This is a genomic window from Paenarthrobacter sp. AT5 (assembly GCF_032764245.1).
Taxonomy (GTDB): domain Bacteria; phylum Actinomycetota; class Actinomycetes; order Actinomycetales; family Micrococcaceae; genus Arthrobacter; species Arthrobacter ureafaciens.
In genome coordinates this window covers 3,050,826-3,065,570 of sequence record NZ_CP136441.1, presented here as the reverse complement: position 1 = coordinate 3,065,570, position 14,745 = coordinate 3,050,826, and the positions used below count along the sequence as shown (strand labels likewise).

Genomic DNA, 14,745 nt, shown 5'->3' with positions numbered 1-14,745 from the left:
CCCTACTTGGCCTGGGACTTGATTTGCTGGACGGCGTCGTTGAATCCTCCGGAGGTCAGGGACGAACCGGCCACTTTTGAAACGTTGAGCTTGTCAATGTCCTTACCGACAATCTGAGCGGCAATCCCGCCGGCGAATTCACCCTGGAACTTCCTGGTGTTGGGGTTGGACGGATGCTCCGTGATGTTGACAGCAGAGACTTTGCCTCCTGCAAGGGTCAGCTCCACACCCACCGTTTCCTGTCCGTTGGGGGAGGTGTACGTCCCGTCGGCCTTGTACGTGCCGTCCTTGTAGGGTGAACCGGCAGGGCCCGCGGAGCTGCCACCGGAACCCGAAGGAGCTGCCGTGCCGGCCTGTCCGCCGTTCTGGGTGGCCGGAGTCTGGGCGGGCGCTTCGGTGGCCGGGGCGCAGGCCGCTGCCGTGCCTGCGATTGAGATACCGGCCAGGCCGACGTAGATGGTCTTGCGGAGGGGCGTGGTCATGGTCTGCTCATTTCGTGTGGACAAGTTCTGGATTCGCGGGACCGCTCGTGCTGCTGGGTGACCCAAAAGGCCACGTGCCTACGGTTTCAACAACGTCGAAATCAGCGTAATGGTTCACGTTGTGCCGCCGCCCTGAAGGAACTGTGTAGCGGCTGTGCGTCGGGTTGCCCACATAAGCGCCCTCGAATTCCGCGACTTTGCGGGCCCCCGGTAGGCTAGATGCGTGACTCCCGAAGAACTCTCTGCTGCCATATCCACTTGCCTGAAGGACGCTGTTGCCGCCGGTGAAATCGCACTGGCCGAATCCGCCGTCCCCGATGACGTCAGGGTGGAGCGACCCAAGAACCGGGATCACGGAGACTGGGCCACCAACATCGCCCTGCAACTTGCCAAGAAGGCCGGCACGAATCCCCGCGAATTTGCCGGGCTCCTGAGCCGCAGGCTGACTGAGATTCCGGGCGTAACAGCGGTGGAAATCGCGGGCCCGGGGTTCCTGAACATCACAGTGGACGCCGCTGCGGCGGGAGCTTTGGCGAAGGCCATCGTTGAGGCCGGTGCCGAATACGGCACCAACAAGGCGCTCGCAGGCCATGTCATCAACATGGAATTCGTTTCCGCCAACCCCACAGGCCCCCTGCACATCGGGCACACCCGCTGGGCCGCCCTCGGTGATTCGATTGCCCGTGTCCTGCGCGCGTCCGGAGCGGATGTGACGGCTGAGTACTACATCAACGACGCCGGCTCGCAGATGAACGTCTTCGCCCATTCCGTGCTGTCCCGCCTCCACGGCAGGGACGTGCCGGACGGCGGTTACCCGGGCGAGTACATCCGGGAACTTGGCGACGAAGTTCTGAAGGCGCACCCGGGAATCAGGGAGCTCACGGACGAGGCCGCACTGCCCGTTATCCGGGCGGCCGCCTACGAGGCCCAGATGGCTGACATCAAGAGCACCCTTGCCGATTTCGGCGTGGAGTTCGATGTCTACTTCTCCGAGAAGGACCTCCACGACGTCGGTGCGATCGAAGCTGCCGTCGCGCGCCTCCGCGAGCAGGGCCATGTGTTCGACGACGGCGGTGCGGTGTGGCTGCGGACCACTGACTTCGGCGATGACAAGGACCGTGTCATGATCCGCGCCAACGGGGAACCCACGTACTTCGCTGCCGACGCCGCCTACTACCTCTCCAAGAAGGACCGCGGCTTCATTGAGAAGATCTACCTCCTGGGTGCGGACCACCACGGCTACATCAACCGCCTGAAGGCCATTGCCGCCTGCGCAGGGGACAATCCCGACACCAACATCGAGGTCCTGATCGGCCAGTTGGTATCGGTCAACGGCGCCAAGCTGTCCAAGCGTGCAGGCAACATCATCGAACTTAAGGACCTTATTTCCTGGCTTGGAAAGGACGCAGTCCGCTACTCGCTGGCCCGGTTCCCTGCCGATTCGCCGCTGACGCTTGATCCGGAGTTGCTCAAGAAGAACAGCAATGAGAACCCCGTGTTCTACGTCCAGTACGCGCACGCCCGTTCCCGTGGAACAGCCAGGAACGCAGCCGAGGCGGGCGTTGACCGGTCCGTTTTCGATGCCTCGCTGCTGGACCACGCGACCGAGAACGAGTTGCTCTCCTACCTTGGCAGCTACCCTTCGATCGTTGCCAAGGCAGCCGAGTTGCGCGAACCCCACCGCGTAGCACGCCACCTCGAAGTTATTGCCGGCGCCTATCACCGCTGGTACGACGCCTGCCGCGTCTCGCCGCAGGGCGAGGAACCCGTACAGGACGTCAACCGCACCCGTTTGTGGCTCAATGACGCCACGAGCCAGGTGCTGGCCAACGGACTCGAACTGCTGGGCGTTTCGGCGCCGGAACGGATGTAAGCGATGACCACCAAGGCTTCACACGCGTCCCCGCTTGCTCCGGAGTGGCTCGCCGTGCCGGAGGACCTGAACGCCCTGCAGGCACCCCTGTGGGCGGCGGGCGTCGACCGTACTGCGGAAGGCGAGGTTGCCATTGACGGTATTACCGTCAGCGAACTGAAGGAACAGTTCGGCACACCGCTCTTCGTCATGAGCGAAACGGACTTCCGCGTTCGCGCACGCGGGTTCAAGGACGCCTTCGATGCGGCTTTCGCAGACATTTGCGGGGGAGTGGACGTTTACTATGCCGGCAAGTCCTTCCTGTGCACGGCCGTTGCCCAGTGGGTTGCGGAGGAGGGCCTCCGCCTGGATACCTGCTCCGGCGGTGAACTGGCGGTTGCTGCCAGGGCCGGGATTCCCGGCAGCAAGTTGAGCCTGCACGGCAACAACAAATCCGACACCGAGATCAACCGCGCGCTGGACATGAAGGTTGGCCGCATCGTGGTGGACAGCCTCGATGAACTCCAGCGGATCGCGCGGATTGCCTCCGGACGCGGAGAAGCAGCCAAAATCATGCTGCGACTCACTCCCGGGGTGCACGCACACACGCACGAGTTCATTGCCACGGCCCACGAAGACCAGAAATTCGGCTTGTCGATGGCCGGGGACACCACCGGTGAAGCAGGGCTGTCTGCGGCGGAAGAAGCAGTCGCCGCTGCGGTCTCCGCTCCCGGCATTGAGCTGCTGGGCCTGCACTGCCACATCGGTTCGCAGATCTTCGAACCGGACGGATTCGCCCTGGCGGCGCAGAAGCTGCTCGCCTTCCAGGCCGCCATGCAGGGCAAGTACGGCATTGTCATGCCTGAACTTGATCTTGGCGGCGGTTACGGAATCGCCTACACGCCCGTGGACACCCCGCGGCCCGCGGCGGAGATCGCAGAGGCAATGGCCGCCGTCGTCCGCGCTACGTGTGCCGAACTCGGCATGGAAGCCCCGCGGATTTCCATAGAGCCCGGCCGGGCCATCGTTGGCAGCACAACCTTCACCCTGTACGAGGTGGGTACGCTCAAAACCGTCCGCGTTGATTCCGGCAACGGCCAGGATGGGGACGGAAACGTTACGTATCCGCGCCGCTATGTGTCGGTGGACGGGGGCATGAGCGACAACCCCCGCCCGGTGCTGTACGACGCGGATTATTCGGCAGTTTTGGCGTCCCGCGGCTCTGTGGAGGAGCCGCGGCTGTCCCGCGTAGTGGGCAAACATTGCGAGAGCGGCGACATAGTTGTTAGAGATGTATATCTGCCCGCGGACGTGGCAGCCGGTGATTTGCTCGCAGTACCGGGTACCGGCGCCTACTGCTGGGCCCTCTCCAGCAACTACAACTACCTTGCCCGGCCGGGCGTCGTCGCAGTGCGCGATGGAGCCGCCAGGCTGATTGTCCGCGGGGAAACCGAAGAAGATCTCTTGAACCGCGACATGGGAGTGGCGAATGTCTGAAGTGCGAAACCTGAAGGTGGCCCTGCTGGGCTGTGGCAACGTGGGGGCCCAGGTCGCGCGGATTCTTATTGACGACGCCGACGCCCTCGCCGCCCGCAGCGGCGCCCGACTGGAACTGTCCGGTATTGCCGTGCGGAACATCGATACCCCGCGCGACGTCGAGTTGCCGAGGGAGCTCTTCACAACCGACGCAGAGACCCTCGTCAAGGACGCGGACCTTGTCATTGAACTCATGGGCGGGATTGAGCCTGCCCGCTCGCTGATCCTGACTGCCGTCCGCAACGGTGCCTGCGTCGTGACCGGCAACAAGGCACTCCTGGCGCAGGACGGACCTACGCTGTACGAAGAAGCGGACAAGGCAGGCGTCCAGCTTTCCTATGAGGCCGCCGTGGCCGGAGCCATCCCCATCCTGCGGCCCATCCGGGACAGCCTTTCCGGCGATCGCATCACGCGCGTCCTGGGCATCGTCAACGGCACCACCAACTTCATCCTGGACCAGATGGACACCACGGGTGCCCAGTTCGCCGACGCCTTGGCCGAGGCCCAGCGCCTTGGCTACGCCGAGGCCGATCCCACGGCCGACGTCGAAGGGCATGACGCTGCCGCGAAGGCCGCGATCCTTGCATCGTTGTCCTTCCACACCCGCTTCTCGCTGGACGACGTCTATTGCGAAGGCATCACCAAGGTCACGGCCTCGGACATCGCCTCCGCCAAGGAAGCCGGCTTTGTCATCAAGCTCCTGGCCATCGCCGAAAAAATCGAGTCCCCGGACAACGGCAGCGGCATCTCAGTGCGCGTGCACCCCACGCTGCTGCCGCGCGAGCATCCGCTGGCAGCCGTCCGCGGTGCCTTCAATGCGGTATTCATCGAGGCTGAAAACGCTGGAGAGCTGATGTTCTACGGCCAGGGGGCGGGCGGAACGCCAACCGCCTCCGCCGTACTGGGCGACCTCGTGTCGGCCGCGCGCCGCCTCGTCCTGGGCGGCCCGGGCCGCACGGAGACGACAACCGGTTACGTCCAGCCCCTTCCCGTGGAAGCCTCGACTACCAGCTATTACATTGGCCTCGACGTCGCCGACCAACCCGGGGTCCTGGCCCGCATCGCCCACATTTTCGCGGAGAACGGCGTCTCCATCGAGATCATGCGCCAGACGATCCACCGGGACTCTTCGTCCGCTGTGGAGTCGGCTGAGCTGAAGATCGTGACGCACCGTGCATCCGAAGCTGCACTTGCAGCAACCGTCGAGGCCGTGAAGGGCCTTGACGTTATCAATTCTGTGACATCCGTACTGCGGGTAGAAGGGGTCTAAGTGGCTCACCAATGGCGCGGAGTAATCCGCGAATACGCTGATCGTTTGCCTGTAACGGAAGCCACGAAGGTCATTACCCTCGGCGAGGGCGGTACGCCGCTTGTCCACGCGCAGAAGCTTTCCGAGCTCACCGGCTCCGAGGTCTACCTCAAGGTCGAAGGCATGAACCCCACCGGCTCCTTCAAGGACCGTGGCATGACCATGGCCATGACGGCTGCGGTAGAGGCCGGGGCCAAGGCCGTTGTGTGTGCTTCCACCGGCAACACCTCCGCTTCGGCAGCTGCCTACGCTACGGCCGCCGGCCTCAAGTGCGCTGTCCTGGTTCCCGAGGGCAAGATTTCCATGGGCAAGCTGAGCCAGGCCATCGCCCACGGTGCCACGCTGCTGCAGGTTGACGGCAACTTTGACAACTGCCTGGACATCGCACGGAAACTGGGCGAGTCCTACCCGGTGTTCCTGGTGAATTCGGTGAACCCTGCCCGTATCCAGGGCCAGAAGACCGGTGCTTTCGAAGTGGTGGACTCCTTGGGCGACGCACCGGACATCCACGTCCTGCCCGTAGGCAACGCCGGCAACATTAGTGCTTACTGGAAGGGCTACAAGGAGTACTCCGCCCCCTTCGAGACCCCCAACGGCACGCTGGCCGCAGTCTCTACCAAGACCCCTGCCATGTGGGGCTTCCAGGCTGCCGGTGCCGCCCCCTTCGTCGCCGGCCATCCCATCACCGAGCCGGACACCATTGCCACGGCCATCCGCATCGGCAATCCGGCCTCGTGGGAAACCGCTGTTGCGGCCCGCGACGAATCGGGCGGCTTGATCGAGGCCGTGACGGACGAGGAAATCCTCGCCGCCCACCGTTGGCTCTCGTCCAAGGAAGGCGTCTTCGTTGAACCCGGCTCGGCCGCAGGCGTCGCCGGCCTGATCAAGAAGCACGCCGCAGGTGAGGTGCCGTCCGGCAACAAGATCGTCATCACCGTCACCGGCCACGGCCTGAAGGACCCGCAGTGGGCCCTGCGTACCGAGGACGGCAGCGATGTCCAGCCGGTCAAGGTGCCCAACGACGTCGTCACTGTTGCAGCAGAACTGGGACTGGAAGAAAAGTAAGAGTGGAAACAACGCAGCCCACCGCGACTGATCGAACAGAGGTCGCGGCCGGCCAGCGCCTGACGGTCAGGGTGCCCGGTACGAGTGCCAACCTTGGCCCCGGCTACGACAGCCTCGGCCTGGCCTTGTCCATCTACGACACCCTGACCGTGGAAACCCTTTCCTCCGGAGAGCTCGAGTTCGAGCTCTCCGGAGAGGGAGCGGAAACACTTCCCCGGGACTCCTCCCACTTGGTGGTCCGCGCCATCGACCTGGCCCTGGACCGGCTCGGGTTCCAGCGCAACGGGTTGAAGATCATTGCCGAGAACGTCAACCCGCATGGCCGTGGCCTGGGTTCTTCCGCCTCCGCCGTGGTTGCTGCCGTGACCGCTGCCAACGCCATGGTTCCGGACGAGGCCCGCCAGGACCGTGACTGGATCCTGCAGTTGACCAGCGAGATTGAAGGCCACCCTGACAACGTCGCACCCGCAATTTTCGGCGGATTGGCGCTGTCATGGCAGGACAGCGAGCAGTACAGCAGCACGCGCGCGGACGTCGCGGCATCAGTGGTTCCCGTCGTGGCCGTTCCGGATTTTGAGCTCTCCACCGAAACTGCGCGTGGCCTTCTTCCCGCCTCGGTGGGCCACCATGCCGCAGCCATGAACTCGGGACGGGCAGCGTTGCTGGTCCATGCCCTGACCAGCAAGCCGGAGCTGCTGCTCCCGGGTACTGAGGATTACCTCCACCAGAGCTACCGGGCGGAGGCAATGCGTCCGAGCGCCAACCTGATTTCCTCCTTGCGCTCAGCCGGGTTCGCCGCCGTCGTGTCCGGTGCAGGACCCACTGTCATGGTGCTCGCCAACGGCGAGGCCGAGGCCGCAGCAGTCACCGCCCACATCGACGCCTTTACTTCGGCCAACACACCCGACGTTGCTTGGCGCGTGATGACGCTGGCTGTGGACGTTGAAGGTGCTAGAGTGGAAGTGCACCGGCGGTAAAGCCGCGGGCAGTTCCCTGATTTTGGATCTCGGCAGTATCGCCGTACCCTTTCGTCAACTGCACCAACGTCTGGCGGTGCCGTCTCTTTCCGGCCTGTCTCAGGTGCCGCAGAACTCTCTCTGTTCCCTGATTAAGTCAGCCGGTTGTCCGGGCAACTGGATCCAGTGAAGACGATCAGTATCCGGCCCTGTTGGCCACAATCCATCAGGCACGGCCGAAACCATAGGCTGCAGATCTGAACTGCAGCCCGGAACAAATCATCGCGTCCGGCTCTCGCTCCGGACGCCGTCGAGGGGGAAGGATCCTTCGTGACAGAAACCACTGAGCTGGCTTCAGCTGTGGACACCACATCTTCTGCTGCCGAGTCGTCAACGGCCGCAACCACCAAGAGCAGCGGCCTTGCCGGCTTGAAGCTCGCCCAACTCCAGGCTCTTGCCAGCCAGTTGGGCATTTCCGGGGGATCACGGATGCGCAAGGGTGACCTTGTCAACGCAATTTCCGCCCACCGTGCCGGCACGCCAGCCACCAAGGCGCCTGCCAAGGCACCGTCGAAGGGAAGCGCTGCAGCTGCCCCCAAGGAAGCTCCTGCCGTTGAGCAGCAGCCGGAAAAGTCGGCTCCCGCAGTCGAAACCGCCGGCGAAGCAGCTCCCCAGGAAGCACCGCGACGCGGACGTGGACGCAGCCGCCGGGCAAGCAGCGATGGCGTCGTGGCTGCGGCCGAAGCCGCCGCTGCGGCAACGGCAGAGGCTGGATCGGCTCCCGCCGCTGAAGCCGCACGTACCGAAGAAACGGCCGCTCCTGCGGCCGAAACCGCGGAAGCTCCTGCCGAGCGCCGTCAGCCCCGCACCCGCAATCGCCGTCGTGGTGAAGCCGCCGCTGCAGCCGAGGCGGCAGAGGCACCCGCTGCCGAACCGCGTACGGAGCAGCAGGCCGAGCAGCGGTCCGCTGAACAGCGCACTGAGCGTGAAGGCCGCGACAGCCGTGCAGAGCAGCGTGAAGGCCGCGAAAGCCGCGCCGACCAGCGTGAAGGCCGTGCCGAGCAGCGCGAACAGGCTGAAGCCGGTGAACAGCCGCAGCGTGAACGCCGCGACAACTCCCGCAACCGCCGTGACGACAACGACGGCGAAGACGGCGGCAACCGCCGTAACCGCCGCAACCGTCGCGACCGCAACGAGCAGAACGACCGCCGAGGCCAGGACAGCCGCGACGGCAACAGCCGCAGCGAACGCTTCCGTGACCGCAATGAGCGCCGCCGCGGACGTTCCCAGGGACCGGACGTAGACGACGTCGAGGTCACTGAAGACGACGTGCTGCTGCCCGTCGCAGGCATCCTGGACGTCCTGGAGAACTACGCGTTCATCCGCACCTCCGGCTACCTTCCGGGAGCCAACGATGTTTACGTATCGCTCGCCCAGGTCAAGAAGTACAACCTGCGTAAGGGCGACGCCGTGGTCGGTGCCATCCGTGCGCCGCGCGAAGGCGAAGACCGCAACCAGCAGTCGTCCCGCCAGAAGTTCAACGCCCTGGTCCGGGTCACGTCGGTAAACGGCAAGACTCCCGAGGAGCTCAAGGACCGCGTTGAATTCGCCAAGCTTGTGCCGCTCTACCCCTCGGAGCGACTCCGCCTCGAAACGGACCCGAAGAAGATCGGCCCCCGTGTCATCGACCTCGTGGCTCCCATCGGCAAGGGCCAGCGTGGCCTCATCGTCTCCCCGCCCAAGGCCGGCAAGACGCTGATCCTGCAGTCCATCGCGAATGCCATCACCACCAACAATCCTGAGGTCCACCTCATGATGGTGCTGGTTGACGAACGCCCTGAAGAAGTCACCGACATGCAGCGCACCGTCAAGGGTGAGGTCATTGCCTCCACCTTCGACCGGCCTGCAGACGACCACACCACGGTCGCCGAACTTTCGATCGAACGTGCCAAGCGCCTCGTTGAAATGGGCATGGATGTTGTTGTCCTCCTCGATTCCATGACCCGACTCGGACGTGCGTACAACCTCGCAGCACCGGCCTCCGGACGCATCCTGTCCGGTGGTGTGGATTCCGCAGCCCTGTACCCGCCCAAGCGCTTCTTCGGCGCCGCCCGCAACATCGAAAACGGCGGTTCGCTGACCATCCTGGCAACGGCCCTCGTGGAAACCGGTTCCAAGATGGACGAGGTCATCTTCGAAGAGTTCAAGGGCACGGGCAACATGGAATTGCGCCTGTCCCGCCAGTTGGCTGACAAGCGCATCTTCCCGGCCGTGGACGTCAACGCCTCCGGTACCCGCCGCGAAGAGAACCTGCTCTCCCCGGAAGAGGTCAAGATCATGTGGAAGCTGCGCAGGGTCCTCTCCGGCCTGGAACAGCAGCAGAGCCTTGAACTGCTGACCAACAAGATCCGGGAAACGCAAAGCAACGTCGAGTTCCTCATGCAGGTCCAGAAGACGACGCTTGGAGCGAAGTCGGACAACGACAAATAGCTGCTCCAATGAGCCGCTGATACTGCTGCCCCCGCCCCTTCGCCGGGTGGCTTGCGATCTTCGATCCCAAGCCGCCCGGCTCCGGCAGGCCCGAAGCCACTCCCGGGGCAGCAGAATCAGCGGCTCGTCTGCGTTCGGCCCACCCTCCATGGGCTGTCAGTGACCACACGATGCAGTTATTAGACTTGTACAAGTCGAAAGAGGTTTGAGAATGTTTGAGTCCGTACAGGGACTTCTGGATGAGCATGCTGCCATCCAGGCCCGGTTGAGCGATCCTGCTGTCTACGCCGATCAGTCGCTGGCCCGTAAGTTGGGGCGGCGGTCTGCCCAGCTTCAGGGCATCGTGGAGGCGTACAACAAGTGGCGCGGACTCAATGATGACCTCGAAGCGGCCAAGGAAATGGCTGCCGAGGACCCCGACTTTGCTGCCGAGGTGGACCAGATCGAGGAGCAGATCCCCGCGGCCCAGGAGCGGCTGCGCCGGTTGCTGATTCCCCGCGATCCTGACGACGCCCGCAACGTCATCCTCGAAGTAAAGGGCGGTGAAGGCGGCGACGAGGCAGCGTTGTTCGCCGGGGACCTCCTGCGCATGTACATGCGTTACGCCGAATCCCGAGGCTGGAAGACTGAAATGATTTCCGCCACGGAATCGGACCTGGGCGGCTACAAGGACGTTTCCGTGGCCATCAAGGGCAACTCCAACGATCCCGCTGAGGGTGTCTTTGCCCGCCTCAAGTTCGAGGGCGGCGTCCACCGCGTGCAGCGTGTTCCGGTCACGGAGTCCCAGGGCCGCATCCACACGTCCGCCGCCGGTGTCCTGGTGCTTCCCGAAGTGGACGAGCCCGAGGAAATCGAGATCAACCAAAACGATCTCAAGATCGACGTTTACCGTTCGTCCGGACCGGGTGGACAGTCGGTCAACACCACCGACTCCGCTGTCCGCATCACCCACTTGCCGACGGGCATCGTTGTGGCCATGCAGAACGAGAAATCGCAGTTGCAGAACCGTGAAGCCGCCATGCGCGTGCTCCGTGCCCGCCTCCTGGCCCACCAGCAGGAGCAAATCGACGCCGCCAACTCCGAACAGCGCAAGTCCCAGATCCGCACCATGGACCGTTCCGAGCGCATCCGTACGTACAACTTCCCGGAAAACCGCATTGCCGACCACCGCACCGGCTACAAGGCATACAACCTTGACGCCGTCATGAACGGTGACTTGGAACCGGTCATCCAATCCGCCATTGAGATGGATGAACAGTCGCGCCTGGATGCCATCGGCGAATAGCAGCCGGACGCAGGTAACCATGTCGTTTCACCCTGGCCAGAGCCTCGCGGACGCGGTTCGCGAGGCCACAGCCGTTCTGGCCGATGCCGGAGTCCCCAGTCCGCGCGTCGACGCGGAATTGCTTGCCGACCATCTGCTCGGTGTCGGTTTGGGGCGGCTCCGGGCCATGCTGTTGGGCACCACCCCGGCGCCCGAGGGCTACGCCTCCCTGGTGGCCGAACGTGCCTCGCGCGTCCCGCTGCAGCACATTACCGGCGTCGCCTATTTCCGGCACCTGGAACTGCACGTCGGCCCCGGTGTTTTTGTTCCCCGGCCAGAGACTGAATCCGTGGTGCAGCTGGTCATCGACCGGATCGCCTCTCTTGACCGTCCCAAAGTAGCGGACCTCGGCACCGGCTCAGGTGCCATCGCGGGCTCCATTGCACACGAAGTGCCGGGTTCGGAAGTCCATGCGGTGGAGTTCAGCCACTTGGCTTTTGCCTGGGCCGCAAGGAACCTCGAGCCTTTGGGAGTCATCCTCGTTGAAGGAGACCTGCGGGATGCCTTGGTCGAACATGACGGAACCTTTGACGTCGTCGTCTCCAATCCGCCCTACATACCCGCCGAAGCTATCCCGAATGAACCGGAAGTGGCGTTGCACGATCCCCCTGAGGCCCTGTACGGCGGGGGAGCGGACGGCATGGAACTTCCGACGGCGGCAGCGGCCGCGGCGGCCCGCCTGCTGAAACCAGGGGGGTACTTCGTCATGGAACACGCCGAAGTCCAAGCCGGGTGGATAGCCGGCATGTTGGGGCGTGCCGGCAAGTGGCAGGACATCACCACGCACTTCGACCTCAACGGCAAGGAACGGGCCACGAGCGCGGTGCTGGCGAAGACGGCCACCGAAGAGTGAAAGAATAGCGCTGTGACCACAACCTACAATTGCACTTCCGATGACCAGCGGGCTGAGGGACTTCAGCATGCACAGCGTGCCATCAGCGAGAAGAAGTGCATCGTCCTGCCGACCGACACCGTTTACGGGATCGCAGCGGACGCTTTCTCGCCCCTGGCTGTGACCATGTTGCTTGCTTCCAAGGGCCGCAGCCGCCAGATGCCGCCGCCCGTACTGATACCCAGGATCAACGCCTTGGACGGACTGGCCACCGACGTCCCGGCAGACGCACGTGCGCTGGCGCAGGCTTTTTGGCCTGGCGGACTGACGCTTATCCTGCACGCACAGCCTTCCCTCGATTGGGACCTCGGGGATACCAAGGGCACGGTAGCCCTCAGGATGCCCGATGATGAGCTCGCCCTGGAGTTGCTTGGGCTGACGGGTCCCTTGGCGGTTTCATCGGCCAACCGCACTGGCCAGGAAGCAGCGCAGACGGCTTCCGAGGCACGAATGCAGCTGGCCGAGTCCGTTGAGGTCTACCTTGAAGGCGGCTTCCGGCCCCTCCAAGGCACAGCCGCAGTTCCGTCCACCATCGTGGACGCAACCCGGACGCCGTTCCGGGTGGTGCGCCAAGGCGCCGTCCCGCTGGAAAGCCTCCGGGAGATTGTGCCTTCCGTGCTGGGCTTCGGCGAAACAGCACCTGAGTCGCCTGCCGAAGCAGAAGCCGGGAGTACGGCGCCGGAGGCGGAGCCTGTAAACGCGGCGCCTGCAGATGCAGAGCCCGTAGAAGCAGCGCCTGTGGACGCAAAGCCCGTAGACGCAGCGCCCGTGGACGCAGCGCGGCCGGACGCTGGATCCGCTGAAGCGGACACCGCGAACGTAGCGCCACCGTCCAATGCAGCCGGCGAAGCCAAGTCCGAATGATCCCGGCCCGTCAGCGCGTCCCCGTCCTCGACGTCGACGCAACACCGCTGCGCGCGGATGACGTCGTCCAAGCACTGGAAGGCCTGATCAGTGACGGCACTACGAGCACGGTGCTCGGCCACAACCTGCACAGCGTCACCCTTTTCCACACGCGCCAGGATTTCCGGACGCTCTATGACGGGAGCGCGGTTGTCCTGCTCGACGGAGCGCCCGTGGCGATGCTCTGGGGAGCGGCGCGCCGGCCGCACTTGAAGTCACGTGGACAGCGGAGCATGGACTATCGGCTGGGTTCCATGGATTGGATTCCGGAGCTCGGCAGGGTCAACAACCTTGAACGCGTCGCCGTGGTTGGAGCAGGACGGGATGCCAATACAAAAGCCGTGGCGCGGATCCGTTCGATCATTCCGACGGCGACTGTCGACGGCATGCCCGGGGAGGACTGGGACCATGCCCTCGAAACTGCCGTGGTGGACTGGCTTGGCGATTTCCGTCCCCAGCTGGTGCTCCTCGGGCTGGGGATGCCCCTGCAGGAAAGCGTCCTCAATCGCAGGCTCCACCAGTTGCCCCCCGCCGTGTACTGCGCGGTGGGCGGGGCGATTGAACAGGTGGCGGGTGTTCAAAAGCTCGCGCCGCGCTGGCTGGGCCGCGTGGGGCTCGAGTGGGCGTGGCGGCTCGTCCTGCATCCCGGACGGGTGGCCTACCGCGTATTTGTCGAACCGTGGAAGTTGGCAGGCATCTTGCTGCGCCGCCGCTTCCAACCGTCCCCGAGCAAAGGGAAGTAATGTCTAATCCCGTTGTGGTGGCCGTCGTGGTCACCTATAACCGGCGAGAGCTCCTTGAGACAACGTTGGCGGGTATCGCTGCCGGCACCCAAGTGCCCGACGTCGTCGTCATTGTGGACAATGCTTCGACGGACGGAACCGCAGAATACCTGCGCGCCTACGGCGGGCCCTTGAAGACGGACCTTGTGACGTTGAGCAGCAACGTCGGCGGCGCCGGAGGGTTCGTTGTTGGCATGGAGCGCGCCGTCCTCGACCACGCTGCGGACCACGTCTGGATCATGGATGACGACACTGAGCCGCAGGCCAACGCACTCCGGGAAGCCCTGGATGTCTCCGAAGGCTACGGCGCCGCGACGGGAGTACTCCCTGCCTTCATCGCGAGCCGCGTGGTCTGGACCGACGGTCGCGACCATCCCATGAACCGGATGCGGCCCCGCATCGGTGCCAGTGAAGCCGCGCGCGCCGCAGCATCCCGCGTCGGGGCGACGCAGATCCGCAGTGCGTCGTTTGTCTCCGTCTTGATCCGGGCCGAAGAGATCAGGCGGCACGGGCTGCCCATTGCGGACTACTTCATCTGGAATGACGATCTTGAGTTCACGGCGCGCATCTCACGGCACGGCGTGGCCCTCGCCAGCGGCGCGTCCGTGGCCAACCATCACACCAAGGTGTTCGGGGACGCCGGAGCAGATCCAGGTCCCCGCTTCTACTACGAGGTCCGGAACAAGCTGTGGGTCTATACCCGGTCGAATGCCTTGACTCCGTGGGAGAAGGTCTTGTTCACCGGAGCTTCGCTGCGCAACTGGGCACGCACCATCGCGTCATCGCCCAACCGCAAGATGCTGTTGGGCGGGTTCGCCAAGGGCGTTCGCGACAGCTACAGGCCGCCGCGCTCCAACGCGTCGGTGCTTGCGGGAATCTACCCGCTGCGGGACGTCCAACAGGACCTCCAGCGCGGCCCCCGCTAAGGGAACAGCGCCGCGGGCGATCCCCGAAAAGTCACCAGGTTCCGGCTGCGTCACGCCGACGCCCGGAGCCGTTGGCATTAGTATCGTCTACTAGAGTCCACGTAAAACCAGCAACATTCGGCACAGCCGGTGCAGGCATGGCGACGGAGTAGTTCCATTTATCCAAAGACAGCAATCCCCACACCGAGCTGCCCCGAACCCCACCATTTTCCGGCGTCGATGACGCTG

The 14,745-nt window shown here is 64.3% G+C and carries 12 protein-coding genes; 11 read left to right on the top strand and 1 reads right to left on the bottom strand.

What is annotated here, in order from left to right:
* Nucleotides 1-2: 2 nt before the first annotated feature.
* The gene (locus RI444_RS14115) at nucleotides 3-482 is read right to left on the bottom strand and encodes an FMN-binding protein (RefSeq protein WP_207604447.1); all 480 of its coding nucleotides are present in this window, start codon (nucleotides 480-482) and stop codon (nucleotides 3-5) included.
* Between the two features lie 223 nt (nucleotides 483-705).
* Here RI444_RS14115 and argS point away from each other — a divergent pair, with 223 nt between their 5' ends.
* From argS to RI444_RS14060, 11 genes are all read left to right on the top strand, one after another.
* Nucleotides 706-2,355, top strand: a complete 1,650-nt coding sequence (argS, locus tag RI444_RS14110) for an arginine--tRNA ligase (RefSeq protein ID WP_021471012.1) — start codon at nucleotides 706-708, stop codon at nucleotides 2,353-2,355.
* 3 nt (nucleotides 2,356-2,358) lie between these two features.
* A complete protein-coding gene (gene lysA / locus RI444_RS14105) occupies nucleotides 2,359-3,831 on the top strand; it encodes a diaminopimelate decarboxylase (RefSeq protein ID WP_207604448.1) in 1,473 nt (490 codons plus the stop codon).
* Nucleotides 3,824-5,140, top strand: a complete 1,317-nt coding sequence (locus RI444_RS14100; RefSeq protein ID WP_069695151.1) for a homoserine dehydrogenase — start codon at nucleotides 3,824-3,826, stop codon at nucleotides 5,138-5,140. Before lysA ends, RI444_RS14100 begins: the two co-directional genes overlap by 8 nt.
* Nucleotides 5,141-6,244, top strand: a complete 1,104-nt coding sequence (gene thrC, locus RI444_RS14095) for a threonine synthase (RefSeq protein WP_069695150.1) — start codon at nucleotides 5,141-5,143, stop codon at nucleotides 6,242-6,244. It abuts the gene before it with no gap.
* 2 nt (nucleotides 6,245-6,246) lie between these two features.
* Nucleotides 6,247-7,221 carry a homoserine kinase gene (gene thrB / locus RI444_RS14090; RefSeq protein WP_021471008.1) on the top strand — a complete coding sequence of 325 codons (975 nt, stop codon included), beginning with the start codon at nucleotides 6,247-6,249 and terminating at the stop codon, nucleotides 7,219-7,221.
* 309 nt (nucleotides 7,222-7,530) lie between these two features.
* Nucleotides 7,531-9,690, top strand: coding sequence for a transcription termination factor Rho (gene rho / locus RI444_RS14085; RefSeq protein WP_069695149.1), 2,160 nt, complete (start codon nucleotides 7,531-7,533; stop codon nucleotides 9,688-9,690).
* Nucleotides 9,691-9,901: 211 nt separating this feature from the next.
* Entirely contained in the window at nucleotides 9,902-10,975 is a 1,074-nt protein-coding gene (prfA, locus tag RI444_RS14080; RefSeq protein ID WP_021471006.1) for a peptide chain release factor 1, read from the top strand.
* A gap of 19 nt (nucleotides 10,976-10,994) precedes the next feature.
* Complete coding sequence (gene prmC, locus RI444_RS14075; protein WP_179011546.1) at nucleotides 10,995-11,867, top strand: peptide chain release factor N(5)-glutamine methyltransferase; 873 nt, start codon at nucleotides 10,995-10,997, stop codon at nucleotides 11,865-11,867.
* A gap of 12 nt (nucleotides 11,868-11,879) precedes the next feature.
* Nucleotides 11,880-12,770, top strand: coding sequence for an L-threonylcarbamoyladenylate synthase (locus RI444_RS14070; protein WP_242703038.1), 891 nt, complete (start codon nucleotides 11,880-11,882; stop codon nucleotides 12,768-12,770).
* Nucleotides 12,767-13,552, top strand: coding sequence for a WecB/TagA/CpsF family glycosyltransferase (locus tag RI444_RS14065; protein ID WP_207604449.1), 786 nt, complete (start codon nucleotides 12,767-12,769; stop codon nucleotides 13,550-13,552). The genes RI444_RS14070 and RI444_RS14065 overlap by 4 nt, the downstream gene beginning before the upstream one ends.
* Complete coding sequence (locus RI444_RS14060) at nucleotides 13,552-14,517, top strand: glycosyltransferase (RefSeq protein ID WP_207604450.1); 966 nt, start codon at nucleotides 13,552-13,554, stop codon at nucleotides 14,515-14,517. Before RI444_RS14065 ends, RI444_RS14060 begins: the two co-directional genes overlap by 1 nt.
* Nucleotides 14,518-14,745 lie beyond the last annotated feature (228 nt).

Bases quoted from the DNA above. Each gene is read 5' to 3' on its own strand.
- RI444_RS14115 (WP_207604447.1), bottom strand. From the start codon at position 482: ATGACCACGCCCCTCCGCAAGACCATCTACGTCGGCCTGGCCGGTATC.
- lysA (WP_207604448.1), top strand. From the start codon at position 2,359: ATGACCACCAAGGCTTCACACGCGTCCCCGCTTGCTCCGGAGTGGCTC.
- RI444_RS14100 (WP_069695151.1), top strand. From the start codon at position 3,824: ATGTCTGAAGTGCGAAACCTGAAGGTGGCCCTGCTGGGCTGTGGCAAC.
- prfA (WP_021471006.1), top strand. From the start codon at position 9,902: ATGTTTGAGTCCGTACAGGGACTTCTGGATGAGCATGCTGCCATCCAG.
- prmC (WP_179011546.1), top strand. From the start codon at position 10,995: ATGTCGTTTCACCCTGGCCAGAGCCTCGCGGACGCGGTTCGCGAGGCC.
- RI444_RS14065 (WP_207604449.1), top strand. From the start codon at position 12,767: ATGATCCCGGCCCGTCAGCGCGTCCCCGTCCTCGACGTCGACGCAACA.
- RI444_RS14060 (WP_207604450.1), top strand. From the start codon at position 13,552: ATGTCTAATCCCGTTGTGGTGGCCGTCGTGGTCACCTATAACCGGCGA.